Genomic DNA, 25,762 nt, shown 5'->3' with positions numbered 1-25,762 from the left:
GGGCTGGGTTAGAACCCAGCACCGCCAAAGCTGCGAGGGGCGGCATCAATGATAACCACCTGATTGTTGCGGATCTGTGCTACGGCCAGACCACGTTCATTGGTGCCATCACCGCGCAGGCGGAAGATGCCACTGACGCCGACAAAACCCGAGGCTTGTGTCAGCGCTTGCGTTGTCAGCGCACCGGAATTGCCCTGTTTGACCAAAGCACCAATGGCGGCAATGCCATCATAGGCAAGCCCTGCAATCGGATGAGGCTGCTCGCCAAAGGCGGCTTGGTAGCGGTTTTGGAATTGCTGATACAGTGCCGGATCGGGCATCGCGAACCAGCCGCCTTGGACGCCGGGCAGGGATGTGGTTGCCGTCGGAATATCCCAACGTGTCAAGCCGATAAACTGGGCGACCGAGGGGTCAATCCGGTTGTCACGCAAAAGTTGTGTCAGCAAGGGCAATGCGCCAGCGGTATCGGCCGTCATAAACACAGCCTGCGCACCCGAGCTGCGGACCTGTGCCGCAATTTCGGGGGCTGCATTGACGATGCCGTTTTGCGAGAACTCATACGCCACACGCCCCACGACCGAGCCACCTGCATTGGCAACGCCACGTTCAATCGCCGCACGCCCGGTTTCACCCGCGGCAGTGCGGTCATTCACGACCATGATGTTGCGCTTGCCTTGGCCAACGGCAAAAGACGCAAGCCGATCGGCGGTGTTTTGAAAGGTTGGCCCAAGGACAAAGACGTTACCGCCAGCGATATCAGTGTTGTTCGAAAATGACAGAACGTTCACACCGCGAGAGGCAACAGCCACACCTGCCGCATTGGCATTTTGGGCAAAAACGGGGCCAAGGATAATTTTTGCGCCTTCATCAACGGCTCTGATAGCGGCAGCCTGGGCGCCAGCGGGTTTGCCGGCTGTGCTGTAAACCCGAAGATCGATTTTGACATCGCCAAGGTCGGCAATCGCCAGGCGTGCGGCATTTTCCAAAGACCGCGCCAGAACGTCATCACCCGCCGAACCCGAACCACTGGGGACCAAAAGTGCAACAGGCACCGCAGCCGTCGTATCAATCGAAGGGCCAGCGCCGCCCCCCACGCTGACAGGTTGACAGGCTGCAACGGCCAAGGTCGCCGTCGCAACAGCAACAGCTTTCAATGACTTGCGGGCGGATTCTAAAAACGACAACATACGGGACCCTTATTCCGGTGGTACAGCAGACGGGATAACCCTATGCGGTTCGGGGAATGAAGTAAACTTTCGAAGGGGGCAGGTCGATGAGTTCTGAGCAAAGTGATGCATCGGGTGAAATTTACAAGGTCGGCGCGTTTCGGCCCGACCCAAGGCCGCTGGCACCGGGATTGTATTTTGTGTCAACCCCGATTGGCGCAGCACGGGATATAACCTTGCGAGGATTGGACATTTTGGCCAAGGCCGATGTGTTGGCAGCCGAAGATACGCGGACGTTGCGGCACCTGATGGAGATCCACGGTGTGGCGCTGGGGGATCGGCATGTCTTTGCTTATCATGACCATAACGGTGAAATGATGCGGCCCAAGCTGTTGCGCGCGCTGGCTGAAGGAAAGTCTGTCGCCTATGCCTCCGAGGCGGGGACGCCTTTGGTCGCCGACCCTGGGTTTCAGTTGGGGCGCGCGGCGATTGCCGAAGGATTGACGGTTTTGGCGGCCCCTGGTGCCTCGGCCGTGTTGGCGGCACTGACGGTTTCGGGCCTGCCAAGTGACCGGTTTCTGTTTGCAGGCTTTGCGCCCACACAAGCAGGGGCGCGGGCAAAGATGCTGAAAGAGCTGGGTGACGTGCAAGCGACACTAATTCTTTACGAATCGCCGAAGAGAATTAACCGATTATTAGGTGAAATGTTGGATCTTTGGGGGGAAGAGCGTGAAGCGGTGGTGTGCCGCGAACTGACCAAGCGATTCGAAGAGGTGACGCGCGGCAGTTTGGGCGACTTGGTGCGCGCATTTGATGGCAGGGCTGTGAAAGGTGAAATTGTTGTTTTGGTTGGACGGTCTGTTGCGCAAAAGTTGGATGCCAGCAGTATCGAAGATCGGTTGCGGGCTGTTTTGGCTGAGAAATCAGTCAAGGATGCTGCTGCCGATGTGGCGCTTGAGCTGAGTTTGCCAAAACGTGACGTGTACCAACTTGCGTTGCGGTTAAATCAGGAAAAGGACGAAGAATGAGTGGATTGGTTTCTTATCGGGCGGGGCTTGCGGCCGAGGATGCTGTGGCACGGCGGTATTTTGAGGGTGGCCAAGTTTTGGCAGAAACGCGGTGGCGGGGTGTTTCGGGGGAGATTGATTTGATCATGCGCGATGGGGCTGCCATTGTTTTTGTCGAGGTGAAAAAGGCAGCCACACATGCCAAGGCCGCGGCGCGTTTGACCTCTCGGCAAATGGTGCGGATTTATGCAGCAGCGGCCGAGTTTTTGGCTGGTGAGCCGGCAGGGCAAGCGACGGAATGCCGGTTTGATGTGGCGCTCGTGGATGCGTATGGGCGCATTGAAGTGTTGGAAAATGCATTCCAAGGCTAAAAACATTTCGTGATGATGGATTGCAAGGCGTGAAACCATACGGCAAGTAGGGACGTCACATAAAAGGATGCGCCATGAGCCTTAAAGTCGCTTTGCAGATGGATCCGATCGGATCTGTGAACATTGACGCCGATAGTACCTTTCGGATCGCCTTTGAGGCGCAGGTGCGGGGGCATTCTCTTTTCTTCTATACGCCTGATAAATTGGCGTATCGTGAGGGGCGCGTTGTTGCGCGTGGTTATGCGATTGAGTTGCGCCGTGAGAAGGGAAACCATGTAAGTTATGGCGACGAGATTGAGGTTGATCTCGCTGATTTTGACGTTGTGTGGCTGCGCCAAGACCCGCCGTTTGACATGGGTTATATAACAACAACCCATATACTGGATATGATCCACCCCAAGACTTTGGTGGTCAATGATCCGTTTTGGGTGCGTAACTTTCCGGAAAAACTGTTGGTTTTGCGCTTTCCGGATTTAACGCCGCCGACACTGATCGCGCGGGATTTGGCGATGATTCGTGAGTTCAAGGCGGAACATGGCGATATTATTCTGAAACCGCTTTATGGAAATGGCGGGGCGGGGGTGTTTCGCTTGGGACCTGATGATCGCAACCTGTCTTCTTTACACGAGCTGTTTTCGGGGATTAACCGCGAGCCTTTGATCGCGCAGAAGTTTTTGCCTGCTGTTTCCAAGGGCGACAAACGGGTGATTTTGGTGAACGGCGAGCCGGTCGGCGCGATTAACCGCGTGCCGCAACCGGGTGAGACGCGGTCGAATATGCATGTCGGCGGGCGTGCCGAAAAAGTGGAGCTGACCGCGCGTGACCGCGAGATTTGTGAGAGGATCGGACCGACGTTGCGAGACAATGGTCAGGTTTTCGTGGGGATCGATGTTATCGGCGATTGGTTGACCGAGATCAATGTAACCTCTCCCACTGGCATACAGGAGTTGGAGCGATTCGATGGCACCAATACCGCCGCCAAAATCTGGGAGGTGCTTGAGGCAAAGCGGGCTTAGGTTTCGGCGTGATTTGACCGTTTGGTTTTTGTGGCGCTGCTGTTTGCCTATCCTGCTTTGTAAGGGGCAGGCCAAAGCTGGGCCAGGCCCAGCCAAGCACGGGTCCAAATATTGGGTAAGGCTGTGCAAAGTCAGCATCGCCGGAAAGGCCTGTTCTGATGCGCCTATTTTTCACTGTGCCCAATCGCAAGGCGAAAGCTGACAGCTTCGGCGATATGGGGGCTGTGGACGCCGGTGGAATGGTCAAGATCGGCGACGGTGCGGGCGACTCGCAAGACGCGGTGATAGCCGCGCGCCGAGAGGCCAAAACGTTCGGCGACGCGGGCTAATAGGGCCTTGCCGTCCGCATCAGGTTTGGCAATATCGTCGAGCAAAGCGCCCTCGGCCTCGGCATTGACCCGAACGTCAGGCAAACCTGCATAGCGTTTGGTTTGCACGGCGCGGGCGGCCGCCACACGGGCGGCAATGGTGGCCGAGCTGTCGCCCGTGCCGGGGAGGTCAAGATCGGAATAGGCGACGGGCGGCACCTCGACCCGCAGATCGAAGCGGTCCATCAACGGGCCAGAAATCCGGCCGAGGTAGTCTTCGCCACACAGGGGAACACGGGCGCAGGCGCGGGCGGGGTCTGCCAGATAGCCACATTTGCACGGGTTCGCGGCGGCAACCAACAAAAAACGACAGGGGTAACGGATATGCGCATTGGCGCGGGCGACTACCACTTCACCATTCTCTAACGGTTGGCGCAGGGTTTCCAGCACGTTGCGGGGAAATTCGGGAAACTCATCCATGAACAGCACGCCATTATGGGCAAGGCTGATTTGCCCCGGTTTTGCGCCGCGCCCGCCGCCGACGATTGCCGCCATGGACGCGGTGTGATGCGGTTCGCAGAATGGTCGTTGACGCGATATGCCGCCTTCAGACAGCAGCCCCGCGAGTGAGTGGATCATTGAGGTTTCGAGCGCCTCGGTTGCCGAAAGAGGCGGCAAAATGCTGGGCAATCGGGCGGCGAGCATGGATTTGCCAGAGCCGGGGGAGCCTACCAGCAAAAGGTGATGACGTCCGGCTGCGGCGATTTCCAACGCGCGTTTCGCGCGTTCCTGGCCTTTGACATCGGCGAAATCGCGGTTGTGGCCTTGGGATTGCACCTCACCCGCCTCGGCCGGAGTGATCGGGCTTTGGCCGGTATAGTGGCGCACGACTTCGTCGAGTGTCGCGGCACCAAGAACTTGGGTGGCCCCGACCCATGCCGCCTCGGGGCCGCAGGCGCGGGGGCACAGCAGGCTGCGGTCTTCCTCGGCGGCGGCCATGGCGGCGGGGAGTGCGCCGATGACAGGAACGAGGCGGCCGTCGAGGGAAAGCTCGCCCAGTGCCACCGTGTTTTCGACAGCATCGCGGGGGATGATTTCGAGTGCGGCCAGCAGGGCGAGTGCTATCGGCAGGTCAAAATGCGAGCCTTCCTTGGGCAGATCGGCGGGGGAAAGGTTAACAGTGATACGTTTTGACGGCAGGGCGATGGACATTGAGGCAAGGGCCGCGCGGACGCGTTCGCGGGCCTCGGACACGGCCTTGTCGGGCAACCCGACGATGCCGAAATGCGGCAATCCTGGCGCAAGGGCGCATTGCACCTCGACCATCCGCGCCTCGACGCCCTCAAACGCGACTGTATAGGCCCGTGCGACCATTGCCCGACTCCTGTTAACCTTAGTTAATCAGTAGCGGGGCAATGGTTTACGAAGTGTAAACGATTTTAAGAATCATAGAGGGCCATGAATTTTGGCCAAGCCTGCGGGTCGGCTACGGTTTTATCGCGGCAAAAGCCGTTACAAAAGCCCCAAATGCGGCCATCTAACTCCATGAAATGCGTCACAGGGGCGCCGGAATATGGGCAGGTGGTGTTAACAGATGGGCCGGTTTCCACGGCTTTGGCAGCAAGCGGAGTGGGGCCTGGCCATGGGCCACGGGGGTAAGTGCGGAAGTAATTGTCTTGGTCGGCACCGTCCGCGTGGCCCATGGCACGCCATTGGCGGAACGAGGGGTGCGCCAGATGAGCTGCGACATAGGCGGCGGCGTCATTGCCTACAGGCAGGTTATAGCCTGCAATGCGGCCCGCAACGGGGGCAAAAAATGCATCGGCGGCGCAGTAATTACCGCAGAGCCACGGGGTTTTGCTGCCGGTTTGGGCACGCGCCCAAGCCCAGAGCGATTGCAGGCGGGTAAGATCGGCGATCACCGCCTCGGAGGGCTGACAATCACTATAGCTGACGCGCAGGTTCATTGGGCAATGGCTGCGCAGGGCGGTAAAACCTGCGTGCATTTCGGCCATCAAAGCACGGGCCACGGCGCGGGCCGCCGGATTGCTTGGCAACAGGCCAGCATCGGGGTGACGCGAGGCCAGTTCCTCGGCCATGGCAAGGCTGTCGGGGATGACAACACCGTCGGGCGTGCGCATCACGGGGACGGTGCGGGCGGGTTGAAAATGCGCCAAGAGCTGGGGCAATTCATCGGTATAAAGCCGCGCCGCTTGGGTTTTGACCGGGATGCCAAAGGCATCAAACAGCAGCCAGCCACGCAGGCTCCAGCTAGAATAGGCGCGATCACCGATGGCAAGGTCGTAGGTCATTTTCGTATCCTTATGGGCGGGGTTCACGGTGTTTTAGCGGCGGCGATACGATAAGAAAAACGCTGGTTTGTGCGCCGATCCATCACGGAATGTGATTGATGCGGCCGGCAGACCACGCGCCGTCATAGGTGATGTCAGTGACGGACAGGTTGTCGATCTTATGGCTGAACGCCTCATAGCCGCCAATGCCAAGGGCACGCTGCACCTGTGTCAGGATCACGCCGAAATGGGCGACGATGATGATGGTATCATGGGCCATCAGGCGGTCTATCGCGGTGTTCACGCGGGCGCAAACCACATCCCAACTTTCGCCATTTGGCGGGGCGATGGAGCCGGGTTCCTCCCAAAAGCGGCGGATGCGTGCTTGGTCCTCGACTTCGGTGAAATGCTGTAACTCCCAGTCGCCAAAGTGAATTTCGCGCAAGTCAGCGTCATGTGGCAGGCGGGGGCGGCGCCCCTGAATGGCATCCGCGGTGGCGGTGGCACGCAGCAGGGTAGACGAGATGACGGGCGCATCGGGCAGGTGATCCGAGAGCCGCGCGATGGCAGCAGTATCAGACAAATCGGCGGGCAAATCGGACCAGCCGACAAGCGTTTTGGCATGGGTCGGCCCGTGGCGGACGAAATGAAACTTGGTCATAGCGCTCCTTTTAAGGCCAATGGCAGGCCAGAGATGACGGCGATAACGCGGTCGGCTTGGGCGGCAAGCTGTTGATTAAGCTGGCCTTGGGCATTTTGAAACCGCCGCGCGAGGGGGTTATCTGGCACGATTGACCAGCCTACCTCATTCGTGACCACCACAACGGGGGCGGCGCAGGCGGCGAGCGCTGTGAGCAGGGTGGCCGACTCATCCGCCAGATCGGCATCTGCCAACATGCAATTGGTCAGCCACATCGTGGCGCAATCTAGCAGCACCACGGCCTCTGCGGGGGCCTGCGCAAGGGCTGCCGCAACATCGCGCGGGGCCTCAATCGTGTGCCAATTGTCGCCGCGATCTTTGCGGTGGGCAGCGACTTTGGCCTGCATTTCAGCATCCCAAGCCTGCGCCGTGGCGATGTAGAAGCGCGGTCGGTCCGTGGCGATCACGATCCCCTCTGCATATCGTGATTTGCCTGACTTAGCGCCACCTGTGACGATTGTAAGGGCGTGGAGCGTATTTTTTGGCACTCGGATTGATCCAATCGACGGGGGGCTGCGTAGAAACAGTATAAAAGTGTTAACTCTTGGGGAAGTAGAATGGCACAGGCCGGATATAGCGATCAAACAATGTCACGCCAAGCGATGAAGGCGGAACTTTTGGATGCTGAGACAGAGTTGCGTTTGGCCTATGCGTGGCGCGACCACCGCGATGAGGCAGCGCTGCACCGGTTGATCACGGCCTATATGCGGCTGGCGATCAGCATGGCGTCCAAGTTTCGCCGCTATGGCGCGCCGATGAATGATCTGATTCAAGAGGCGTCTTTGGGCCTTATGAAAGCGGCTGAAAAGTTTGATCCAGACCGTGGAGTGCGGTTTTCGACATATGCGATGTGGTGGATCAAGGCGAGCATTCAGGATTATGTGATGCGCGATTGGTCTTTGGTGCGGACAGGGTCAACCAGCAGCCAAAAGGCGCTGTTTTTCAACCTGCGCCGTGTGCAGGCCAAGGTCGAGCGTGAAGCGGGAAAACGAGGTGAGGTGCTTGACGGGCATCAATTGCGCGCCAAAGTGGCCAGCGAAATTGGCGTGTCGGTGCAAGATGTTGAAATGATGGACGGGCGGCTTGGCGGTTCGGATTATTCGTTGAACGCCACACAATCGTCCGAGGATGAAGGGCGTGAGTGGATTGATGCTCTGGAAGATGACGGCGTGCAGGCCGCTGACGTGGTCGAAGATAGCCACGACCGTGCGCATTTGCGCGATTGGTTGATTGGCGCCATGGGCGATTTGGCCCCGCGTGAACGGTTCATTATTACTGAGCGCAAACTGCGCGAAGAAGGCCGCACGCTAGAGGCGCTCGGCGCTGAACTCGGCCTGTCAAAAGAGCGGGTGCGGCAGTTGGAAGCTGCGGCCTATGTAAAGCTGCGGCGCAGTCTTGAAACCCGCAGCCGCGAGGTGCATCATTTCTTGTGATGACATATAACACGATCTTTTTGGCGGCTGTTGCCTCGGTTCTTGGGGGATTTGCGCTTGCGCAACAGGTGGGCGTTGCGGATCTGCCTACCATGGCACCAGCCCAGATCGTGATCTTGGGCGAAATCCATGACAACCCAACCCACCACCTGACCCAAGCAACACTGGTCGCGCGCTGGGCCCCCAAGGCTGTGGTGTTTGAGATGTTAACGCCTGCGCAGGTAATCTCGGCGCAGGTAAAATTAAAACAAGGCGTAAGCCGCACCGATGAGGGTGAACTTCAGGCCGCTTTGGGCTGGGACGGCACAGGCTGGCCTGCATTTTCGATGTATTACCCAATCTTTACCGCCTTGGGGGACGCCAATATCTATGGCGCGGCGCTGGACCGCAACGATGTACGCCGCGCGATTAATGACGGCGCGGCTGCTGTGTTTGGCACCGATGCCGCACTCTATGGTCTTGGAAAACCCTTACTCGCTTCCGAGCAATCCGCGCGCGAGGCGGATCAGATGGCCGCCCATTGCGATGCTCTACCGGTCGAAATGCTATCGGGGATGGTCGAAGCGCAGCGTCTGCGCGACGCCGCCTTTGCCAAAATGGCACTGGCCGCATTGCATGATACCGGTGGGCCAGTAGTAGTGATTACCGGTTCTGGCCACGCAGACCGGTTGCGCGGCATTCCCGCAGCACTGGCAGTGGCAGCACCCGATGTGACAGTGTTCAGCATTGGGCAATTGGAAGGCGAGGCGAATGACGCGCCGCCCTTTGACCGTTGGATCGTGACGGCACCGACCCCACGCGAAGACCCGTGCAAGGCGTTCCAAAAACCTTAATCGCTTTCTGTTCGGCTCAAAGATCGTGATCGGTGCATTCTTTCAAAAATGGCGCCTTTGGTGGATTGGCCGTCAGGCCAAGAGGGCGCAAGGCCCCTCCTTGGCGTTTCGCAAAACCGTTTCACAGCGGTCAGAATAGGCGCTAGGGTGGATCCAACTTAAGAACGGACGGAATACCCATGTTGGCAGGCAAACGCATTTTATTGGTTATCGGCGGCGGAATCGCGGCCTTTAAGTCGCTTGATCTTATTCGGCGTCTGCGTGAACGCGGGGCGAGTGTGACGCCAGTACTGACGCGCGCGGGTGAGCAGTTCGTGACGCCCCTTTCCGTGTCGGCGCTGGCAGGGTCAAAACTCTACCGCGATTTGTTCGACCTGACGGATGAGGCCGAGATGGGGCATATTCAGCTGTCTCGATCGGCCGATTTAATCGTGGTGGCCCCTGCAACGGCGGATTTGATGGCGAAAATGGCGCACGGGCGGGCGGATGATCTGGCCTCTACGCTGCTTTTGGCGACCGATACGCCTGTGTTAATTGCGCCTGCGATGAATGTGCGGATGTGGCAACACGCCGCGACCCAGCGCAATTTGGCCACGCTGCGCGGCGATGGTATTCGCATCATTGGCCCGAATGACGGCGACATGGCCTGCGGTGAATACGGGCCTGGGCGGATGGCCGAGCCGCTGGAAATTGTGGCCGCGATTGAGGCCAACTTTACGCTGGGGCCATTGGCGGGCAAGCATATTCTGGTGACGTCGGGGCCAACGCATGAACCGATTGATCCGGTGCGCTATATCGCGAACCGGTCTTCGGGTGCCCAAGGTACGGCGATTGCGGCGGCCTTGCGCGATTTGGGAGCAAAGGTGACCTTTGTAACGGGTCCGGCAACGGTGCCCGTGCCCGAAGGCGTCATAGTGCAGCGCGTTGAAACAGCGGCGCAAATGTTGGCAGCGGTCGAGGCGGGCCTGCCTGCCGACGCGGCCGTGTTTGCCGCGGCGGTGGCCGATTGGCGGGTGGCCAATGCGGCAGGGCATAAAATGAAAAAAGATGGGTCTGGCAAGGCGCCCGCGTTGGAATTTTCTGAGAACCCGGATATTTTGGCGCGGGTTTCACAGATGAAAACCGGCCGTCCGGCGTTGGTGGTCGGCTTTGCCGCCGAGACGGATGATGTGATCGCCCATGCTACGGCCAAACGTTTGCGCAAGGGCTGTGATTGGATTGTTGCCAATGATGTTTCGCCCGCAACGGGGATCATGGGCGGTGCCGAGAATGCGGTGACGGTAATCTCGGACAGTGGGGCCGAAAGTTGGCCACGGATGGGCAAGGCGGAGGTCGCGCAAAAATTGGCAGCGCGGATTGCGCAAACGCTGGAGATGTGACGCATTTTTTTCAAAAATGCGGCCTCTGGCAGGGATATTTGGAAACGGATGAGAGGCGTTTTGCAGGATGACCCGGATTTAGCACTTTATCGGGGCAGGTGGCGCGGTCATGTGGTTTTGGGGAAAAGCAGAGAGACACCCAAACCCGGCGCGTTGTCGGATAAGATTAGCTCTGCGCCATGCAGATCACTGATTGCTGCAACCATGCTTAACCCTAAGCCGTTGCCTGCAGTGGTGCGGCTGCTTTCCAAACGGTAGAGGCGTCGCAAGACGTTGCTGCACTCCTGCGCCGGAATGCCGGGGCCGTTATCTGCCACGCGCAACGCAATACCCGCCCGTGTCTTTTCAACCATAACCGCAATGTCACCGCCCGCAGGCACATGCCGCAACCCGTTTTCAATCAGATTGGCGATGACTTGGCCCAGTAAATCACGATCGCCCGAAACCATCGCCCCTGCTTCGGCCACCAGTCGCAGCGTGTGGCCGCTTTCTTCGGCCGAGGCCTCAAACACATCGACGAAATCGGCGGCCAAGGCGCTGAGGTCGACAGGTTGAAACCGTTCCCGCAAAGTGCCGCCTTCGATCTGGGCAATGCGCAGCAGCGCGTCAAAGGTTTTGGCGATGCGGTCGGTTTCATCCAGCGCAGACGCAACAAATGCGGCCTGATCTGGCGACAGGTTGGTCCGGTTTTGCAGGCGGTCCAGCGTCAGGGCCACGCGCTGAATTGGGGTTTTCAGGTCGTGGGCAATGTCGGTGGTCGCTTGCTTTAGGGCGGCCATCGCGGCCTCTTGTGCGGCGGCCATATGGTTTACCGCGAGGCCAATCTCGGACAGGTCATCGTGCTCGGCAGGGTTAAGGGCGACGCGGGCCGAGAGATCCCCCAGCCCGAACCGCTGTAACATGTCGCTGATTGCCGTAATCCGCGCGTTGGCATCTTTGGCAAAGTACAGGCCGACTGCCGCCGAAATTGCAAGGGTCGGCAGCAAGCAGATTGCCAGAACTGTTAAAAAAATCTCGCCTGTATCAACCAGTTGCGCGCGGCTAAGGGCGATTGTCAGACGCCCGCCCGCGATGGCGAAATTTTCAGCAAGGTAGCTGTCTTCGACGCCTTTGCCGCTAATCGCGCCCTCCGCCACCACGGTCAGGGTTTGAACGGGTGGCATGTTCTCAACATTTGACAGGCGGGGGCCATTGGTGGGCGTGTAATCCAGAATAATGGTTTCGGGGTCTGCTGCGGCAATATCTTGGGAAAGCTGGGTCAAAAAATCTGCGGCGGGCATGGTGCTGTAAAGGCTGGTTCGCTGCTCTATCTGGTCCCGCAGCTCCGCGTCAAAACTGTTGCGAATGACCAGATAAGACGCGGCAAAGCTAATCAACAATAGCGCTAGAAAGACGGCAATCAAGATGCCCGTCAAACGCAAAGGCGTTGAAACAACGATGCGGCGGGGGGTCATGCCGCATCAATCCGATAGCCGGAACCGCGCAGCGTTTCGATCAGATCCACATCAAACGGTTTGTCTACCTTGGCGCGCAAGCGGCTGACATGGGTTTCGACCACGTTCGTTTGCGGGTCAAAATGAATGTCCCAAACGGATTCGAGCAGCATGGTGCGGGTTTGCACGCGGCCCTTGCGGCGCAGCAGCACCTCTAGCAATGCAAATTCGCGCGGCAGCAAATCAATGGATTTGCCCGCGCGGGTGACTTTGCGGGTTAAAAGGTTCAGTTCCAGATCACGGGCGCGCAAGATTGTTGGTTCTTCGGCCATTTGGGGGCGGCGGCCAAGGGCGTTGATGCGTGCAGAAAGTTCACCAAAGGCAAAAGGCTTTATCAGGTAATCATCGCCGCCTGCGTTCAACCCTTCAATCCGGTCATCCACGCCCCCCATTGCGGTTAGAAACAAGACCGGCGTGCGGTTTTTCGCCCCGCGCAGGGTTTTGACAAGGCTTATGCCATCAAGGCCCGGCATCATCCGGTCAACGACCAAAACATCATAACTGCCAACCATCGCTTGCACCAAACCATCTGCCCCATTGGCGAACAGATCGACAGAATGCCCCTCTTCGCGCAACCCTTCGGCGATGTAGGGGCCGGTGGTTTTATCATCTTCCAGCACGAGTATTTTCATCAACACTTCTTTCTTTTTGGATTCGGCGGCGCAAGCGCTGACGACGGATCGCTTCGAGGCATTATAACATGGCGCAGGTTTTGTCGCAGGTGTGTTCATCATCCTTAGTCATCGCGTCCTTTCACCCCCATGCTGTGCAGGCATAGGGCGCAGTTTACTGAATTGCCTGTCAGGTGGATTACAGATTTGCAATGTGTCTGTGGCGGCCAGTGGCACCGCGCGGATTACAAAACTGTAACTTTTCCTTAATGCGCCACGCATCTTATCCTTTCATAGGGTTGCGAGACACAATTGAACGGACATTAGAATGGCGCAGACCTTAACGACATCCTCGGGCTTTGGCTTTAACCGCGCGGCCACCCGCCGTGGGCTTTATGGGGTGGGCGTGGCATTTGTGCTGGCGATAGCCATGTTTGCACTGTTTCCACGCCTTGATCTTGCAACCAGCGCGTTGTTTGGCGGCCCGAATGGATTTCCCCTGCGGCCAAGTATGCTGTGGGAAGATGTGCGCCAATTTTTCATCATAGTTACAAACGGGACTATTTTGTTGCTGCTTGCGTGCTGGCTGGTGATTCGTCTGCGTAAGGCTCCTGGAAAGGGGCGCGGTGCCTTTTGCCAGATTGCCGGGTTTAGCGCGTTTGCCTATCTGATTATCCCGATTGTGCTGGTCAACGGGATGATTAAGCCGCTTTGGGCGCGCGCGCGGCCCTATCATATCGACGCCTTTGGCGGGACGCTCGGGTTTACCTCTCCGTTTGAATTGGGCGGGCAGTGCCACAGCGCCTGCAGCTTTGTGTCGGGCGAGACCAGCGCGTTGTTCACCTGCGCCACCCTTGCTGCGCTGTTTTTCGTGCCAATGCTGGCGGCAAAATGGCGCGTGCCGTCGCTTTGGGCGATATGGGGGCTGGCGGTGTTCGGCTCTTCGCTCCGCATCGTTGTTGGGGCGCATTTCCTAAGCGATGTGGTGTTTTCCGCTATCTTGTCTTCTGCCGTTGTTTTGGCCTTGGCGCTGCGGCTGTCCGCAGGTCCCGACCTGCCGGAAAGCCGTACTAGCCCCAGCAAGGTTACAGCGTTGTAACCTAGCAGGCAGCGGCCGGTTAGATCGGGCGCTTAGACCCAAACGATCAGCGGGCAAACCCGCTGCGTAAACCTTCAAAACCGTTTTCCCCTCAAGGATCAAAACAATGCGAAACCTTATGCTTAGTGTTGCGCTGATTGCCGCGCCTGTGGCTGTATTTTCAGGCTTCTATCTGATGATGGCCCCCGCTGCTGCGGTTCAGGCCGCCACATCCGCAGGCCCAAACCTTGGGGATATGTCGGCCTTTGTGACTATCATCAATGATGTGGAAAGCATCAGCGCCACCGGCGATTTTACCGCTGCCGAAAAGCGCATCACTGATTTCGAATCCGCATGGGATGAGGCCGCCGGAACCCTGCGCCCGATCAACAAGGCCTATTGGGGCAATATTGATGATGCAGCCGATGCCGCCCTTTCGGCGCTGCGGGCCAAAACCCCCGATGCAAGCAGCGTGGTCGGAACATTGGCCGATTTGCAAATTGCCTTGGCCGACCCGTCCTTGCAGCCGACCCATGCGCCCAAAGGCGTGGCCACCGTTGCAGGCATCGCAACCACCGATGAAATCGGCCGCGCTTTGCCCTGTGAGGTGATGCTGAAAGACGTGGCTGCGGAGTTGGCATCGGGCAAACTTGCAGGCGATGTTTTGGCGCAAGCTACTGATTTTCAGACCAAAGCGTTGGAACGCTGCAACGCCGATGATGATGCCCGCGCGGATGGGTTTTCCGCCCAAGCGCTTGCGTTACTTGCCAAATAATCGCCGTTTGAAAGGATTACTCACATGAACCGTCCTGCATTTTCCCAACCGTTGGCCTATAATCGCGTTCCTGCTGTTACTGTTGATTTTTGGCTGATCAAGCTGATGGCCGTGACCATGGGCGAGACGGCCGCCGATTACCTTGCCGTCAATCTTGGCCTTGGGCTAACCATGACATCGCTGTTGATGGCGGCGATTCTGATCGGCGCATTGGTGCTGCAATTCGCGCAAAAGCGCTATGTGCCATGGTCTTATTGGCTGGCCGTGGTGTTGATCAGCATCGTGGGCACGCTTGTCACCGATAACCTTGTCGATAACTTTGGTGTGTCGCTGGTCACATCAACCCTGTTCTTTACAGGCGCTTTAGCGGCGACCTTTGCGGTCTGGTTCGCATCAGAGCGCACGCTGTCCATCCACGCGATTTTTACCACAAAGCGCGAGATGTTTTATTGGCTTGCCATCCTGTTTACCTTTGCGCTGGGAACGGCGGCAGGTGACCTTGTGGCCGAACATTTCGCCCTGGGCTATATGGCAACCGGCATCTTATTTGGCATGATCATTGCGTCGATTACCGCAGGTTACTATGTCCTGAAACTTGACGGCGTCTGGGCCTTTTGGATTGCCTATATTTTTACCCGTCCGCTTGGCGCGTCTTTTGGGGATTTGCTGTCGCAACCTGGTGAATACGGCGGGCTTGGCTTTGGCACCATCATCACCAGCGCGATGTTCCTATCTGCTATGGTTGCCATCGTGATTTACATGTCCGCGACCCGTGAGGGGCAAGAGATCGTGCCGAACGCGTGATCACGCCCGACGCAAAAAAAAGGGCGTGCGGTGGTGCGCCCTTTCTTTTCGTTGGGAAGCGGGGCCACTGCTGGGGGCCAAAATCAAAGGTTGGTCAATTGCCCCATCAGGTATTCGCCGGTGCGGCGGTAATGGTTCAAAAGGGCTGCCGATGCCTCATCAGCTTTGCGGCGGATGACGGCGTCCAAAATCGCTTGGTGTTCTGCCGGAATGTCGCGTTTTTTATAGTCCGGCCCGTCAGCCGCCAAATTGCGATACCGAATGTTCAGGTCATACAGTTGGCTGCAGAACCGTTCTAACATAGGCGAACCGGAGTTGTCCAAAAGGGTCATGTGAAACATCTTATGCGCGTCTTCGAAACTTGCAGGGTCGTTGGCTGCGGTGCGATTCATGCGGTGATGTGACAGCACCAGTCTCTCTTCCCAAACCGATGTGGCCGCCGCAATCGACTGCCGCAGCGCCTTGTCATCCAAGGCACAGCGCAGCGACAGAATCTCATCAAAATTGGCGATGCTGGCAGGGGCGGCCCGAAACCCGCGCTGGTCGATTCGTTCGACCAGCATGTCCGAGGTCAGCAAACTGAGCGCCTCGCGGACGGGCGACGCACCCGTTGCCAGAAGTGTGCGAAGATCCTCGATCTTAAGCTTTTTGCCCGCGGGCAGTTCGCCCGTCAAGATCATGTCCCGCAGGGTGAGATACGCCATCCGCGTTGCCGAGCCGTCTTTGCCGTCAATCACATTCATGGCGCACTCACTTTAAGAAGTTAAGGACAACAACAGGTTCAGGTCATAGATATGTTTTTAGTTGATAACCCGACATGCAGCGAAACAGAACCCTCATTTATCATCCAGCGGCGCATCGTGTAGGCGCGTGCGCCGCTTTGATGCATCGGGTCGGCTTTGGCTAGGGCTTGGGCGGCCTCTAGGCTGTCGGCGCGGTAGATAATCAGCCCCATGCCTTGCATATGTTCGCCCGTCTCATCCGACATCGGCCCTGCAAAGGCCAGCGATCCGTCGGCTTCCAGCTTGGCCTGATAGGCCAGGTGCGCTGGCAGGGATGCCTTAACATCTTCGGAGGCTTTGGCTGGAATACTTGTTGCAACATAAAGTTCCAGCGCCAGAGCGCCGCGCGATTTCGCCTCAGCCTTATAGTCTGTCCATGCGACCATGATCGTCTCCCTAAATTAAAAATATCGATATTTATTGACTTTCATAAATATAGTAGGCAGAAAAAGGATGAACTGACAAGGATATTGAGCATGAAATTTCTGGTAGGCAAAGCTTCGGGCGGCACCGCCGTCTATTTGGTAAACGGCGAAAATGCTGTTAATTTGACGGCCCTTGATGCATCGGTTGGGGCCGATCTTATGGGTGTGATTGCAAATCCTGCGTTGGTCGAATCGCTGGCGGCAAAGATCGCGGGGGCACCAAGTGTTCCGGTTGCCTCGCTGACACCGGCACTGCCGGTCGCCAAGCCCGAAACGATCATTTGCCTTGGGTTGAATTATACCGACCACATCAAAGAAGGGGGATATGACATCCCTGATTACCCTGCGCTGTTCATGCGCAGCCAAAATTCGATCATGGCCGCCGGTGCGCCGTTGGTACGCCCGACCTGTTCCGAAAAGCTGGATTATGAGGCCGAGCTGATGGTTATCATCGGTAAGCGTGGTCGCCATATTTCCGAAGATGATGCCCTGAACCATGTGTTCGGCTATACTGTGTTCAACGATGGGTCGGTGCGCGATTACCAACGCAAAACCCACCAATGGACGCCGGGCAAAAACTTTGACAACACCGGCGCGATTGGCCCGATTGTGGTGACACCCGAAGATCTGCCCGCAGGTGCCGCTGGTCTGAAAATCGAAAGCCGCGTTGGGACCGAGATTTTGCAATCGTCAAATACCGGCAATATGATCTGGTCGGTCAAGCAGGCCATTGCAATCATTTCTGAATATACCACGCTGGAAGCGGGTGACATGATCGCCATGGGTACCCCACCTGGCGTTGGCCATGCGAAAAAGCCTAACCCGCGTTGGCTGATCCCCGGCGAGGTTGTGGATATCGAAATCGAAAGCATCGGCATTTGCTCTAGCCCGATTATGGATGAGGTGGATTTCAACGCGAAAGTGGCTGCCCAATGAATGCACCAACCGGAAAAGCGTTAGAGGACGCGCGCGCCAAAGCCCAAGCCGACCACCGTGCATTGCGGTCGCGCATTGATCACCTGTCGGCAGACGCGATTGACCTGATCTTGCGGGATGCGCGGTCGCATTATGCGTGGACAGATCGGCCCATCGCAGATGACGTGCTGCAAGAGATGTATGACATCACCATCAACGGCCCGACCAGTATGAACACATTGCCTGCGCGCTTTGTGTTTGTGAAATCGGCTGAGGGCAAGGCGCGGCTGGCCAAGTCGCTGAAGCCGCAGAATGTGGCCAAGATGATGGGCGCGCCTGTGACCGTTATCATCGCCTATGATATGGATTTCTGGAAAGAACTGCCGTTCTTGTTCCCGCATGAAGACCGCCGCCATTTGTTTGACGGCAAGCCAGAGTATTGCGCCGATACGGCCTATCGCAATGGCACATTGCAGGGGGCATATTTGATGATCGCCGCACGGGCCTTGGGGTTGGATGTGGGCGCGATGTCGGGCTTTTCTAACGCGATTGTTGATGAAGAATTCTTCAAAGGCACCACGTTGAAATCCAACTTTTTGTGCAACATCGGCTATGCGGATGAAACGGCGCTGTTCCAAAAACTGCCGCGTTTCACCTTCGATCAGGTCTGCACGGTCGTTTAGGGGGCGCACATGGCTGTTAAGATGAAAACCGTTGTGACCTACCGCGCCAAGGCGGCCTGTCCAACCCATGCGCGCACCGAAATTCCGGTGCGTGATTTGACGGTAGTGGTGGATGAGCCGCTGGAACGTGGCGGCACCAATCTGGGGGCCACACCAACGGAAATGGCGCTGGCGGCTTTGATCGCCTGCACCAATGTGATCGGGAATAAAAACGCCAAGCGCTTGGGCGTTGATTTGGGCGAAATCACCATTGACGCCGATTGCAAATTCGACCGGCGCGGCGTGTTGATGGAAGAAGAGATCGACGTGCCGTTCCCCGAGATCACCTTGACTGTGGCCTGCAACGGCCCCGCTACATCGGCCCAACTTGAGGAGGTTGGAACCGAGACGGCGAAATATTGTGCCATTGCAAAGCTGTTTACGGCTGCTGGCACAGACCTGACGGTAAACTGGGTGAAAGTGGAAAACTAAACCTGAAAACGGGCCATTCGGCCACTATCTGGGAGGATATCTAAATGATGAATTGGACCAAACGCAGCCTGATCGGCGCAGTGCTTGTGGCCATGACGGCGATGCCCGTTGTCGCACAAGAAAAAATCCGCGCGGTGGTCATTGATGGCTACCCTGACCGCTCACTTTGGGTGCGTGAATTTACGAATTTCTTTATCCCTGAAGTTGACCGCCGTTTGGCCGAAACTGGCACATACGCCATGGACTGGCAGGAAAACTATGGCGGCTCTATCGTAAAGCCAAAAGGCGTGTTGGAAGGTATTCAGCTGGGTCTGGGTGACATCGGTATCGTGACAACGATTTTCCATTCGTCGAAACTGCCGAGCCAAGGCCTTGCAGCGGTTACCCCGTTCGTGTCGTCAGATGCCCGCGCTGTTGCCAAAGCGATTGACGAAATCGCGCGCGAATATCCAGCAATGCAGAACGAATTTGCGGCCCAAAACCAGGTTTATCTGGCGACAGGCGTTGTGCTCGACAGCTATCAGGTTTTCTCGAAAAACAAGATTACCAAAGTGTCGGATATGGAAGGCCTGAAGGTTGCTGGCGCCGGTATGAACCTGCGCTATCTTGAAGGTATCAAAGACGCGGCGGGTGTTGTTGGCGGTTTGACCGACTTTTACAACATGCTGCAAACCGGTCTGGTTGATGCGGCGCTGTTGTGGCCAGAAGCGGCTGCAACATTCAAAATCTCGGAAGTTGCACCATTTATGCTTAAGGCAAACTTGGGCGCTGTGAACTCGAAAACCGTCACCGTGAATGCCGACTATTGGAACGCCCTGCCGGATGAGGTGAAGGATGTGCTGAAAGCTGTCGCCATTGATTACCGCGATCATCTTGCGGGTATCGCCATGGATATCGCGGCGGAATCTGAGGCAACATTTGTCGCTGGCGGTGGTGAGATTACCGAGCTGTCCGAAGATCAGCGCGCCGCTTGGGCAAATGCTATGCCAAACATTGCCCAAGAACTGGTCACCACGCTGAACGCTGCCGGTGAGCCGGGGACAGAGATGCTGGACGCCTATCTTGCCAAGCTGGCAGCCGATGGCTTTGTCGGTGCACGCGACTGGTCCAAGCCGTAACACTGCGCTGACCCGAGAGAGGATTACTTATGCTTACGCAAATACTGGTTGGCCTGTCTCGGGTCGCCAATTCCATCGCGATCGCCGCCAATGCCGCGGGCACTTTGATGGTGCTGGTCGTGGTGGCCATCCTGAACGTCGACGTGATCGCACGCGGCTTTTTCCATGCCCCCCTAAAGGGCACCTATGAAATCGTGCAGTTCTCGGTCGTGATGATCGTGTTCTTGCAGTTGGCAGATGTGGTGCGGGTTGACCGCCTCACACGGTCGGACGGGTTTTTGAACGTGCTGCACGCTAAACACCCCCGTTTTACCGCCAACATGCGCCGCATCATCAATGCTGTATCCGCCATCTTTATGGGCCTGATTGCCTATATCATGTTTCCCGAATTCCAGCACATGTGGAACACCCAAGACTACTTCGGCGTGCCGGGCCTGTTCACCCTGCCGTGGTGGCCGGTCAAGCTGGTCATCGCCTGTGGCACCGCGCTGTCTTGCGTATTGTTCACGATCAAAGTCATCACCGCGCAAGACCGGCCCCAGCTGATCCGCGCCCCAGAACATGACGAGCCTAAGCCATGAGTCCTATTGAAATTGGCCTGATTTCGGTCATCGCTATCGTCTTTCTGATCTATTCGGGCGTCTACATTCCGGTGGCGCTGGGGGTGGTCTCGTTCATTTCCATCTGGATCTTGCGCGACAATTTCACGCTGGCGTTGAACCTGCTGAAAATCGCAGTGGGCGACAGCGCGATGGAATATTCCTTTGCCACGATTCCGCTGTTCACCTTTATGGGGCTGGTCGTGTCCAAGGCCGGGCTGGGCCGCGATATTTATGAGGTGATGACCATGCGTTTTCGCCGCGTAAAAGGCGGGATTGGCATGGCCACGGTCGGGGCGAACGCCGTGTTTGCCGCCGTGACCGGCTCGTCCATCGCTTCGGCATCGGTGTTTACCAAAGTGTCGGTGCCGCAGATGATCGCGCAAGACTATAACCCGCGTTTCGCCGTGGGTGTGGTTGCGGGCAGCTCGGTTTTGGGTATGATTATTCCACCTTCGGCGATGCTGATCGTCTATTCCTTTGTGACCGAGCAATCGGTCGGAGATATGTTCCTTGCGGGGGTCATTCCCGGCATCATGCTGGCCGTGGCTTACGTTGGCGCTATTTGGTTCATGGCGCGGTATTTCCCCAATTTCGTTGGTGGCCGCGTTGTTGAAGATACCGAATGGATGTCTGGCCGTGAAGTTGCGTCGAAAACGCTGCCGACGCTTGGCCTAATCACGGTTGTCCTTGGCGGCATCTACACAGGCTGGCTTTCTGCGGTTGAGGCGGGTGCGACGGGTGCGCTTGTTGCTTTGCTGATCGCGGTTGTGCGCCGGTCAATGTCGGCCAAATCCTTTTGGGATGCGTTGCTGGAAACCGGCCATATCACGGCGGCGATTTTGTTCCTGATCACGGCCGCCTCTATCTACAGCCGGATGCTCGGCATGGCGGGCTTGCCCAACCAATTGCAGGATTTGCTGGCGGGGAATGCCTCTTCCTTCTGGGTGGTGATGCTCCTCTATGTCTTGCTGATGCTGTTTCTTGGCACGTTGCTGGATACGGCCTCGATCATCCTGATCGTCGTGCCATTGTTCTTGCCAATGATTGAGGCGATGAACCTATCGCTGGTTTGGTTTGGTATTATCACGGTGGTCGGCGCTGAAATCGGGCTGTTGACACCCCCCCTTGGGATTTCCTGCTTCGTGATTAAATCCACACTGAACGATGACCGGATTTCGCTAAAAGACGTGTTCATGGGCGCCTTGCCGTTTGCCTTTGTCATGCTGATCGTGCTGGTCGTTCTGATCGCCTTTCCAAACCTTAGCCTTGCACTTTTGAACTAGGAGTATCCGCCATGCGCAACGTAACCGTTGAAAATATCACCGAGGTTTTTGCCGAGTATTTTGGCAAAGACACCGACCCGCGCACCCGTGAGGTGCTTGTCGCAATGGCGCGGCACATGCATGATTTCGCGCGCGAAGTGAACCTGACCCATGATGAATGGCGCAAAGGGTTGGCTATGCTGGAACATGCAGGCCGCATCACCACGCCCGAGCGCAATGAATTTGTGCTGTTTTCCGATGTGCTCGGTATGTCGTCGCTGGTTGATATGATGCATTCGGACCCAGCCGCCACGTCGTCTTCGGTGTTGGGGCCGTTCCACGTGTCGAACCCGCCGCCTTTGGAAATGGGTGGCGATATGAAGCGCGATTTCGGCGGCCCTGTGTTGTTGGTAGAGGGGCAGGTGCTTGGCACTGATGGTAAGGCGATCCCGCATGCGAAAATCGACATCTGGCAAACTGCGCCAAACGGGATGTATTCCAGCCAAGACCCTGATCAAGATATCAACTCGTTCCATGGCTTGATGACCGCCGATGAGACCGGCCATTTCCGCTTTACCACCGTGCGGCCGGTTGAATACACCGTGCCCAGTGATGGCCCCGTAGGCGAGCTGCTGGATGCCGCAGGCCGCCACCCTTGGCGCCCGTCGCACCTACATTACATCGTGACAGCGCCCGGCTATCGCTCGCTCGTGACCGAGATTTTCCCTGACGATGATCCCTACCTAGATCAAGACACCGTGTTCGGTGTGCGCGATGATCTGGTGATGACCTACCACACAAAGCCGAGCTCTGAATTTCCTGCGGGTATGGCGCTGTCTGGCAAGGTGAATGAGCCCTTCTTGTACGTAAAATTCGATGTGATTTTGTTGGCGGAATAAGCCACCGGCAGCGAATGCCGTTCGTGATGCAGCAATCCTGACGACCCCGCGGCCATATGATAATGGCACGCGGGGTCTTTTTCATCGGTTTGTCCTGCTTGGCCACCGCCTTTTGTTGTGCGTGGCCTGATTGAAACCCGCAGCTTTGGCCTATATGGGAAAGCAATCGCTGTTGGAGGGCAAACATGCAGATTAAGGTTTTGGACAAGCGGTTGTTTGATTGGGGTTTGCCACAGTTCCAAACCGCAGGTGCTGCGGCAATAGATTTATTTGCCTGCGTGGATGAGGTGGTGCGTATCGAGGCGCAACAGCCTGCAATTCTGATCAAGTCCGGCGTTGCCATTTCGTTTGGTGATCCGTCTGTGGCAGGGCTTATTTTGCCAAGGTCAGGGCTGGGGCATAAGAAAGGTCTCGTGCTTGGCAACACGGTTGGTTTGATCGATTCCGATTATGCGGGCGAAATCCTGATAAGCGTTTGGAATCGAAGCCCCTTGGGCAGTTCACCGATTGAGATAATCCCCGGAGAGCGCATCGCGCAGTTGGTGTTCGTGCCCATTGTCCGGCCGCAGTTTGATGTTGTTGAAGAGTTCAGTCTGCAAACCGAGCGGGGGGCTGGCGGGTTCGGCTCGACCGGAAGTTAGGATCGGAGATTTGGTATGATCGGGCTTTTGGGGTTTGTTGGTCTGGTCTTGGGGCGGCGATTTTTGCCTGCACGGCTGGCCATAGGTATGGCGGTTGTTTGGTGGGGGCTATTGGTTGCGGTGCAGTCGCCAATTTTCCCGCAACCCAATAGGGCAGGGGCCATTCTGGGCGGCAGTCTCAGTGCTTGGCTGATGTTTGGTGCCGTGGCCGTGGTTGTTGCGGGCTATTGGTTTGGACTGCGGGCTTTGCGGCGCAAAGTTTCGGCGCGCCGCCCTGTTGATGCCATCGATCCCAAGGCATTTCGGCCAGCCGAGTTAGAGCGCTATGCCCGCCACATTATGCTGCGCGAGATTGGTGGCGCAGGGCAGCGCAAGCTGAAAGATGCCAGCGTTTTGGTGGTGGGGGCGGGCGGTTTGGGCAGCCCTGCGTTGCTGTATCTGGCTGCATCTGGCGTGGGGCGGATTGGGGTGATCGACGCGGATGTGGTCGAAAACTCGAACCTTCAACGGCAAGTGATCCACACGGATGACCGTATTGGTATGCCAAAGGTACAGTCTGCGGTGGCAGCATTGCAGGCCTTGAACCCGTTTGTGGACCTGCGCGCCTATAATCGGCGGCTGGATGCAACAACGGCTGCGCTGATTGCCGAGTATAATTTGATTCTAGACGGCACCGATAATTTCGACACGCGTTACTTGGTAAACCGGCTCTGCGTGGCGGCGGGTAAGCCCTTGATCGCAGCGGCTATTACACAATGGGAAGGGCAGATCAGCCTTTATGATCCAGCCCGCGGTGGCCCTTGTTTTGAATGCGTTTTTCCCAACCGGCCAGCCGATGGCATGGTGCCCACCTGCGCCGAGGCGGGGGTGGCAGCCCCTTTGCCGGGGGTGATTGGGACGATGATGGCAATGGAAGCCGTGAAATATCTGACCCAAGCGGGCGAGGGGCTGCGCGGGCGCTTGATGATCTATGACGGGCTGTACAGTGAGGCGCGGGTGATTGCGACCAAACCGCGTGCGGACTGTGCTGCCTGTGCAGATGCACCAGTTGCGTTGGCGGCTGGACATTCCCACGCTGAAAGTTAACCTGTCGCCAAATCACTCTAACGGGAGCCTGACCCATGAAACTACCCATAACGCTTGGCCTTGTGGCCCTTATGTCTGTGCCTGCTTTTGCCGCCGATCTGCCGGATTTGGCTGGAAAAGAGATTACCATTGTCACCGAAAATGCCTATCCGCCGTTGCAATTCACCAAGGATGGTGTGGCGATGGGCTGGGAATATGATGCGGTGGCCGAGATTGCCAAGCGGTTGAACCTGACCGTCGCCTATGAGAATATTTCATGGGACGCAATGATCCCGGCGGTGTCCGAAGGCCAGTTTGATATGGGCATGACAGGAATCACGATCCGAGATGATCGCAAGGAAAAGGTCGACTTTTCAGACGCCTATATGCGGTCGGAAATGGTGATGCTGGTGCGCGGCGATGAGACGCGATTTACCGATGCCAAATCTTTTGCGGCCAATCCCGATTTGCTGATGGCCGCCCAGCCCGGCACAACGCCGTTTTATGTGGGCGTGTATGAGGTGTTGGACGGGGATGAGGCCAACCCGCGCATCAAGATGTTTGAAACCTTTGGCGCGGGCGTTCAGGCGCTGCGCAACGGCGATGTTGATTTGTCTTTGACAGACAGCACTGGCGGTGCGGGTTATGTTGCGGCATCAGAGGGAAAATTAAAGATTGTCGGCGATAAACTGGGGGCCGAGGATTTCGGCTTTATCTTCCCCAAAGGGTCAGATTTGGTGGCACCAATCAACGCGGCGATTGCAGATATGAAAGCCGATGGCACGATGGATGCGCTGAACAAACGCTGGTTTGTTGACTACAGCTTTGGCGGCTGATGCGACCCGACCAAGATAAACCCGACTTTCCATATTGGCTGCTGATCCTGATCGGGATCGGCAGCTACTTGTTTTGGCATGTGCTGTCGGATGATCTCTATTCCCAAGTGCTGGCGACGCTTTCCAAGGGCATCTGGACCACGGTGATGGTGACGGTGGTGGCGTTCAGCATGGCCGCCAGTCTGGGGCTGTTGCTGGCGGTGGCGGCAGGGTCGCGGTTTATCGTGATCAGGCAGGTCACGCGGTTTTATATTGAGGTGGTGCGCGGTGTGCCGATCATCGTGCTGCTGCTTTATGTTGCTTTTGTACTGGCACCGGGTTTGGTCGATCTGTGGAATTGGCTGACGGGGTTGCTGGGGGTTGAGCCGCTGCGCAACCGTGATTTTTCATTACTGTGGCGGGCGGTGATTGCGTTGACGATCGCCTATTCGGCGTTTCTGGCCGAGGTGTTTCGGGCGGGGTTGGCCTCGGTTGACAAAGGCCAGATCGAGGCGGCCGAGGCGCTGGGTCTGTCACGCTGGCACACCTTCCGACTTGTTGTATTTCCGCAGGGTTTCAGGGTGATTTTACCGCCTTTGGGCAATGATTTTGTTGCAATGGTGAAAGACAGCTCGCTGGTGTCGGTGCTTGGCGTTACCGATATTACGCAGTTGGGTAAGGTTACGGCCGCCGGAAATTTCCGGTATTTTGAGACGTATAACGTGGTGGCGCTGATCTATCTGACAATGACAATCGGGTTGTCATTGGCGCTGCGGCGGTTGGAACAGCGATTGCGGCAGGGGCAGGAACGCTAGGCGC

At 57.1% G+C, this 25,762-nt stretch carries 29 protein-coding genes; 20 read left to right on the top strand and 9 right to left on the bottom strand.

Annotation, left to right across the window (positions count from 1 at the left end; all coding sequences use genetic code 11):
- Positions 1 to 8: 8 nt before the first annotated feature.
- Positions 9 to 1,187: a penicillin-binding protein activator gene (locus ACEN2J_RS09525; RefSeq protein WP_442105311.1), complete on the bottom strand. Its 1,179-nt coding sequence runs from the start codon at positions 1,185 to 1,187 to the stop codon at positions 9 to 11.
- An 86-nt stretch (positions 1,188 to 1,273) separates the two neighbouring features.
- Here ACEN2J_RS09525 and rsmI point away from each other — a divergent pair, with 86 nt between their 5' ends.
- The 3 genes from rsmI (at position 1,274) to gshB (ending at position 3,560) form a co-directional block, all read left to right on the top strand.
- A complete protein-coding gene (gene rsmI / locus ACEN2J_RS09520; protein ID WP_442105309.1) occupies positions 1,274 to 2,194 on the top strand; it encodes a 16S rRNA (cytidine(1402)-2'-O)-methyltransferase in 921 nt (306 codons plus the stop codon).
- Entirely contained in the window at positions 2,191 to 2,544 is a 354-nt protein-coding gene (locus ACEN2J_RS09515) for a YraN family protein (RefSeq protein WP_442105307.1), read from the top strand. Before rsmI ends, ACEN2J_RS09515 begins: the two co-directional genes overlap by 4 nt.
- Positions 2,545 to 2,618: 74 nt before the next feature.
- Entirely contained in the window at positions 2,619 to 3,560 is a 942-nt protein-coding gene (gene gshB / locus ACEN2J_RS09510; RefSeq protein WP_442105306.1) for a glutathione synthase, read from the top strand.
- Positions 3,561 to 3,724: 164 nt separating this feature from the next.
- Here the strand turns inward: gshB and ACEN2J_RS09505 are convergent, their stop codons facing one another.
- The 4 genes from ACEN2J_RS09505 to cobU form a co-directional block, all read right to left on the bottom strand.
- Positions 3,725 to 5,242, bottom strand: coding sequence for a YifB family Mg chelatase-like AAA ATPase (locus tag ACEN2J_RS09505; RefSeq protein WP_442105304.1), 1,518 nt, complete (start codon positions 5,240 to 5,242; stop codon positions 3,725 to 3,727).
- Between the two features lie 65 nt (positions 5,243 to 5,307).
- A complete protein-coding gene (locus tag ACEN2J_RS09500) occupies positions 5,308 to 6,180 on the bottom strand; it encodes a glutathione S-transferase (RefSeq protein WP_442105303.1) in 873 nt (290 codons plus the stop codon).
- An 82-nt stretch (positions 6,181 to 6,262) separates the two neighbouring features.
- Positions 6,263 to 6,820: a histidine phosphatase family protein gene (locus ACEN2J_RS09495; RefSeq protein WP_442105301.1), complete on the bottom strand. Its 558-nt coding sequence runs from the start codon at positions 6,818 to 6,820 to the stop codon at positions 6,263 to 6,265.
- Positions 6,817 to 7,347 (bottom strand): bifunctional adenosylcobinamide kinase/adenosylcobinamide-phosphate guanylyltransferase, encoded by a 531-nt coding sequence (gene cobU, locus ACEN2J_RS09490; protein ID WP_442105299.1) that lies wholly within the window; start codon positions 7,345 to 7,347, stop codon positions 6,817 to 6,819. The genes ACEN2J_RS09495 and cobU overlap by 4 nt, the downstream gene beginning before the upstream one ends.
- A 69-nt stretch (positions 7,348 to 7,416) precedes the next feature.
- Here cobU and ACEN2J_RS09485 point away from each other — a divergent pair, with 69 nt between their 5' ends.
- The 3 genes from ACEN2J_RS09485 (at position 7,417) to coaBC (ending at position 10,504) form a co-directional block, all read left to right on the top strand.
- On the top strand, positions 7,417 to 8,292 hold the full coding sequence (locus ACEN2J_RS09485) for an RNA polymerase factor sigma-32 (protein WP_442105297.1): 876 nt from the start codon (positions 7,417 to 7,419) through the stop codon (positions 8,290 to 8,292).
- Complete coding sequence (locus ACEN2J_RS09480) at positions 8,292 to 9,125, top strand: ChaN family lipoprotein (protein WP_442105296.1); 834 nt, start codon at positions 8,292 to 8,294, stop codon at positions 9,123 to 9,125. Before ACEN2J_RS09485 ends, ACEN2J_RS09480 begins: the two co-directional genes overlap by 1 nt.
- A gap of 179 nt (positions 9,126 to 9,304) precedes the next feature.
- Complete coding sequence (coaBC, locus tag ACEN2J_RS09475) at positions 9,305 to 10,504, top strand: bifunctional phosphopantothenoylcysteine decarboxylase/phosphopantothenate--cysteine ligase CoaBC (RefSeq protein ID WP_442105295.1); 1,200 nt, start codon at positions 9,305 to 9,307, stop codon at positions 10,502 to 10,504.
- A 107-nt stretch (positions 10,505 to 10,611) separates the two neighbouring features.
- On the opposite strand, the gene ACEN2J_RS09470 is transcribed toward coaBC, so the two are convergent.
- Together ACEN2J_RS09470 and ACEN2J_RS09465 are read right to left on the bottom strand one after the other, a co-directional pair.
- Positions 10,612 to 11,958 (bottom strand): sensor histidine kinase, encoded by a 1,347-nt coding sequence (locus ACEN2J_RS09470; protein ID WP_442105293.1) that lies wholly within the window; start codon positions 11,956 to 11,958, stop codon positions 10,612 to 10,614.
- Entirely contained in the window at positions 11,955 to 12,629 is a 675-nt protein-coding gene (locus ACEN2J_RS09465) for a winged helix-turn-helix domain-containing protein (protein ID WP_442105291.1), read from the bottom strand. Before ACEN2J_RS09465 ends, ACEN2J_RS09470 begins: the two co-directional genes overlap by 4 nt.
- Positions 12,630 to 12,936: 307 nt before the next feature.
- On the opposite strand from ACEN2J_RS09465, the gene ACEN2J_RS09460 reads away from it, so the two are divergent.
- The 3 genes from ACEN2J_RS09460 (at position 12,937) to ACEN2J_RS09450 (ending at position 15,265) form a co-directional block, all read left to right on the top strand.
- Positions 12,937 to 13,707, top strand: coding sequence for a phosphatase PAP2 family protein (locus ACEN2J_RS09460; RefSeq protein WP_442105290.1), 771 nt, complete (start codon positions 12,937 to 12,939; stop codon positions 13,705 to 13,707).
- Between the two features lie 106 nt (positions 13,708 to 13,813).
- Positions 13,814 to 14,461 (top strand): hypothetical protein, encoded by a 648-nt coding sequence (locus tag ACEN2J_RS09455; RefSeq protein WP_442105288.1) that lies wholly within the window; start codon positions 13,814 to 13,816, stop codon positions 14,459 to 14,461.
- A gap of 24 nt (positions 14,462 to 14,485) precedes the next feature.
- Complete coding sequence (locus tag ACEN2J_RS09450) at positions 14,486 to 15,265, top strand: COG4705 family protein (protein ID WP_442105287.1); 780 nt, start codon at positions 14,486 to 14,488, stop codon at positions 15,263 to 15,265.
- Positions 15,266 to 15,348: 83 nt separating this feature from the next.
- Here the strand turns inward: ACEN2J_RS09450 and ACEN2J_RS09445 are convergent, their stop codons facing one another.
- Both ACEN2J_RS09445 and ACEN2J_RS09440 read right to left on the bottom strand, forming a co-directional pair.
- On the bottom strand, positions 15,349 to 16,008 hold the full coding sequence (locus ACEN2J_RS09445; RefSeq protein WP_442105285.1) for a GntR family transcriptional regulator: 660 nt from the start codon (positions 16,006 to 16,008) through the stop codon (positions 15,349 to 15,351).
- Positions 16,009 to 16,046: 38 nt separating this feature from the next.
- The gene (locus ACEN2J_RS09440) at positions 16,047 to 16,433 is read right to left on the bottom strand and encodes a YciI family protein (RefSeq protein ID WP_442105283.1); all 387 of its coding nucleotides are present in this window, start codon (positions 16,431 to 16,433) and stop codon (positions 16,047 to 16,049) included.
- A 90-nt stretch (positions 16,434 to 16,523) separates the two neighbouring features.
- Here ACEN2J_RS09440 and ACEN2J_RS09435 point away from each other — a divergent pair, with 90 nt between their 5' ends.
- From ACEN2J_RS09435 to ACEN2J_RS09385, 11 genes are all read left to right on the top strand, one after another.
- Positions 16,524 to 17,408 (top strand): fumarylacetoacetate hydrolase family protein, encoded by an 885-nt coding sequence (locus ACEN2J_RS09435; protein ID WP_442105282.1) that lies wholly within the window; start codon positions 16,524 to 16,526, stop codon positions 17,406 to 17,408.
- On the top strand, positions 17,405 to 18,070 hold the full coding sequence (locus ACEN2J_RS09430; protein ID WP_442105280.1) for a malonic semialdehyde reductase: 666 nt from the start codon (positions 17,405 to 17,407) through the stop codon (positions 18,068 to 18,070). The genes ACEN2J_RS09435 and ACEN2J_RS09430 overlap by 4 nt, the downstream gene beginning before the upstream one ends.
- A gap of 9 nt (positions 18,071 to 18,079) precedes the next feature.
- Positions 18,080 to 18,541 carry an OsmC family protein gene (locus tag ACEN2J_RS09425; RefSeq protein ID WP_442105278.1) on the top strand — a complete coding sequence of 154 codons (462 nt, stop codon included), beginning with the start codon at positions 18,080 to 18,082 and terminating at the stop codon, positions 18,539 to 18,541.
- Positions 18,542 to 18,585: 44 nt separating this feature from the next.
- Complete coding sequence (locus tag ACEN2J_RS09420) at positions 18,586 to 19,659, top strand: C4-dicarboxylate TRAP transporter substrate-binding protein (RefSeq protein WP_442105276.1); 1,074 nt, start codon at positions 18,586 to 18,588, stop codon at positions 19,657 to 19,659.
- 29 nt (positions 19,660 to 19,688) lie between these two features.
- On the top strand, positions 19,689 to 20,240 hold the full coding sequence (locus ACEN2J_RS09415) for a TRAP transporter small permease subunit (RefSeq protein WP_442105274.1): 552 nt from the start codon (positions 19,689 to 19,691) through the stop codon (positions 20,238 to 20,240).
- Positions 20,237 to 21,544 (top strand): TRAP transporter large permease, encoded by a 1,308-nt coding sequence (locus tag ACEN2J_RS09410; RefSeq protein ID WP_442105272.1) that lies wholly within the window; start codon positions 20,237 to 20,239, stop codon positions 21,542 to 21,544. The genes ACEN2J_RS09415 and ACEN2J_RS09410 overlap by 4 nt, the downstream gene beginning before the upstream one ends.
- An 11-nt stretch (positions 21,545 to 21,555) precedes the next feature.
- Positions 21,556 to 22,422, top strand: a complete 867-nt coding sequence (locus ACEN2J_RS09405) for a dioxygenase family protein (protein ID WP_442105271.1) — start codon at positions 21,556 to 21,558, stop codon at positions 22,420 to 22,422.
- Positions 22,423 to 22,607: 185 nt separating this feature from the next.
- On the top strand, positions 22,608 to 23,063 hold the full coding sequence (gene dut / locus ACEN2J_RS09400) for a dUTP diphosphatase (protein ID WP_442105269.1): 456 nt from the start codon (positions 22,608 to 22,610) through the stop codon (positions 23,061 to 23,063).
- Positions 23,064 to 23,078: 15 nt separating this feature from the next.
- On the top strand, positions 23,079 to 24,149 hold the full coding sequence (locus ACEN2J_RS09395) for a HesA/MoeB/ThiF family protein (protein ID WP_442105268.1): 1,071 nt from the start codon (positions 23,079 to 23,081) through the stop codon (positions 24,147 to 24,149).
- A gap of 35 nt (positions 24,150 to 24,184) precedes the next feature.
- Positions 24,185 to 24,964: a transporter substrate-binding domain-containing protein gene (locus ACEN2J_RS09390; protein ID WP_442105266.1), complete on the top strand. Its 780-nt coding sequence runs from the start codon at positions 24,185 to 24,187 to the stop codon at positions 24,962 to 24,964.
- Entirely contained in the window at positions 24,964 to 25,758 is a 795-nt protein-coding gene (locus ACEN2J_RS09385; RefSeq protein WP_442105264.1) for an amino acid ABC transporter permease, read from the top strand. Before ACEN2J_RS09390 ends, ACEN2J_RS09385 begins: the two co-directional genes overlap by 1 nt.
- The last annotated feature ends 4 nt before the right edge of the window (positions 25,759 to 25,762 follow it).

It is taken from the genome of Pseudorhodobacter sp. W20_MBD10_FR17, from assembly GCF_052119765.1.
Taxonomy (GTDB): Bacteria; Pseudomonadota; Alphaproteobacteria; order Rhodobacterales; family Rhodobacteraceae; genus Pseudorhodobacter.
Note: the sequence above shows the minus strand (reverse complement) of the source record. Positions and strands in the feature narration are given on the sequence as shown.

Coding starts and splice junctions, on each gene's coding strand:
- ACEN2J_RS09415 (WP_442105274.1), top strand. CDS start 19,689: ATGCTTACGCAAATACTGGTTGGCCTGTCTCGGGTCGCCAATTCCATC.
- ACEN2J_RS09455 (WP_442105288.1), top strand. CDS start 13,814: ATGCGAAACCTTATGCTTAGTGTTGCGCTGATTGCCGCGCCTGTGGCT.
- ACEN2J_RS09430 (WP_442105280.1), top strand. CDS start 17,405: ATGAATGCACCAACCGGAAAAGCGTTAGAGGACGCGCGCGCCAAAGCC.
- coaBC (WP_442105295.1), top strand. CDS start 9,305: ATGTTGGCAGGCAAACGCATTTTATTGGTTATCGGCGGCGGAATCGCG.
- ACEN2J_RS09465 (WP_442105291.1), bottom strand. CDS start 12,629: ATGAAAATACTCGTGCTGGAAGATGATAAAACCACCGGCCCCTACATC.
- ACEN2J_RS09395 (WP_442105268.1), top strand. CDS start 23,079: ATGATCGGGCTTTTGGGGTTTGTTGGTCTGGTCTTGGGGCGGCGATTT.
- ACEN2J_RS09500 (WP_442105303.1), bottom strand. CDS start 6,180: ATGACCTACGACCTTGCCATCGGTGATCGCGCCTATTCTAGCTGGAGC.
- ACEN2J_RS09525 (WP_442105311.1), bottom strand. CDS start 1,187: ATGTTGTCGTTTTTAGAATCCGCCCGCAAGTCATTGAAAGCTGTTGCT.
- ACEN2J_RS09460 (WP_442105290.1), top strand. CDS start 12,937: ATGGCGCAGACCTTAACGACATCCTCGGGCTTTGGCTTTAACCGCGCG.
- ACEN2J_RS09425 (WP_442105278.1), top strand. CDS start 18,080: ATGGCTGTTAAGATGAAAACCGTTGTGACCTACCGCGCCAAGGCGGCC.
- ACEN2J_RS09515 (WP_442105307.1), top strand. CDS start 2,191: ATGAGTGGATTGGTTTCTTATCGGGCGGGGCTTGCGGCCGAGGATGCT.
- ACEN2J_RS09385 (WP_442105264.1), top strand. CDS start 24,964: ATGCGACCCGACCAAGATAAACCCGACTTTCCATATTGGCTGCTGATC.
- ACEN2J_RS09495 (WP_442105301.1), bottom strand. CDS start 6,820: ATGACCAAGTTTCATTTCGTCCGCCACGGGCCGACCCATGCCAAAACG.
- ACEN2J_RS09440 (WP_442105283.1), bottom strand. CDS start 16,433: ATGGTCGCATGGACAGACTATAAGGCTGAGGCGAAATCGCGCGGCGCT.
- ACEN2J_RS09480 (WP_442105296.1), top strand. CDS start 8,292: ATGACATATAACACGATCTTTTTGGCGGCTGTTGCCTCGGTTCTTGGG.
- ACEN2J_RS09390 (WP_442105266.1), top strand. CDS start 24,185: ATGAAACTACCCATAACGCTTGGCCTTGTGGCCCTTATGTCTGTGCCT.
- dut (WP_442105269.1), top strand. CDS start 22,608: ATGCAGATTAAGGTTTTGGACAAGCGGTTGTTTGATTGGGGTTTGCCA.
- ACEN2J_RS09445 (WP_442105285.1), bottom strand. CDS start 16,008: ATGAATGTGATTGACGGCAAAGACGGCTCGGCAACGCGGATGGCGTAT.
- ACEN2J_RS09435 (WP_442105282.1), top strand. CDS start 16,524: ATGAAATTTCTGGTAGGCAAAGCTTCGGGCGGCACCGCCGTCTATTTG.
- ACEN2J_RS09485 (WP_442105297.1), top strand. CDS start 7,417: ATGGCACAGGCCGGATATAGCGATCAAACAATGTCACGCCAAGCGATG.
- ACEN2J_RS09405 (WP_442105271.1), top strand. CDS start 21,556: ATGCGCAACGTAACCGTTGAAAATATCACCGAGGTTTTTGCCGAGTAT.
- ACEN2J_RS09420 (WP_442105276.1), top strand. CDS start 18,586: ATGATGAATTGGACCAAACGCAGCCTGATCGGCGCAGTGCTTGTGGCC.
- rsmI (WP_442105309.1), top strand. CDS start 1,274: ATGAGTTCTGAGCAAAGTGATGCATCGGGTGAAATTTACAAGGTCGGC.
- ACEN2J_RS09470 (WP_442105293.1), bottom strand. CDS start 11,958: ATGACCCCCCGCCGCATCGTTGTTTCAACGCCTTTGCGTTTGACGGGC.
- ACEN2J_RS09450 (WP_442105287.1), top strand. CDS start 14,486: ATGAACCGTCCTGCATTTTCCCAACCGTTGGCCTATAATCGCGTTCCT.
- gshB (WP_442105306.1), top strand. CDS start 2,619: ATGAGCCTTAAAGTCGCTTTGCAGATGGATCCGATCGGATCTGTGAAC.
- ACEN2J_RS09410 (WP_442105272.1), top strand. CDS start 20,237: ATGAGTCCTATTGAAATTGGCCTGATTTCGGTCATCGCTATCGTCTTT.
- ACEN2J_RS09505 (WP_442105304.1), bottom strand. CDS start 5,242: ATGGTCGCACGGGCCTATACAGTCGCGTTTGAGGGCGTCGAGGCGCGG.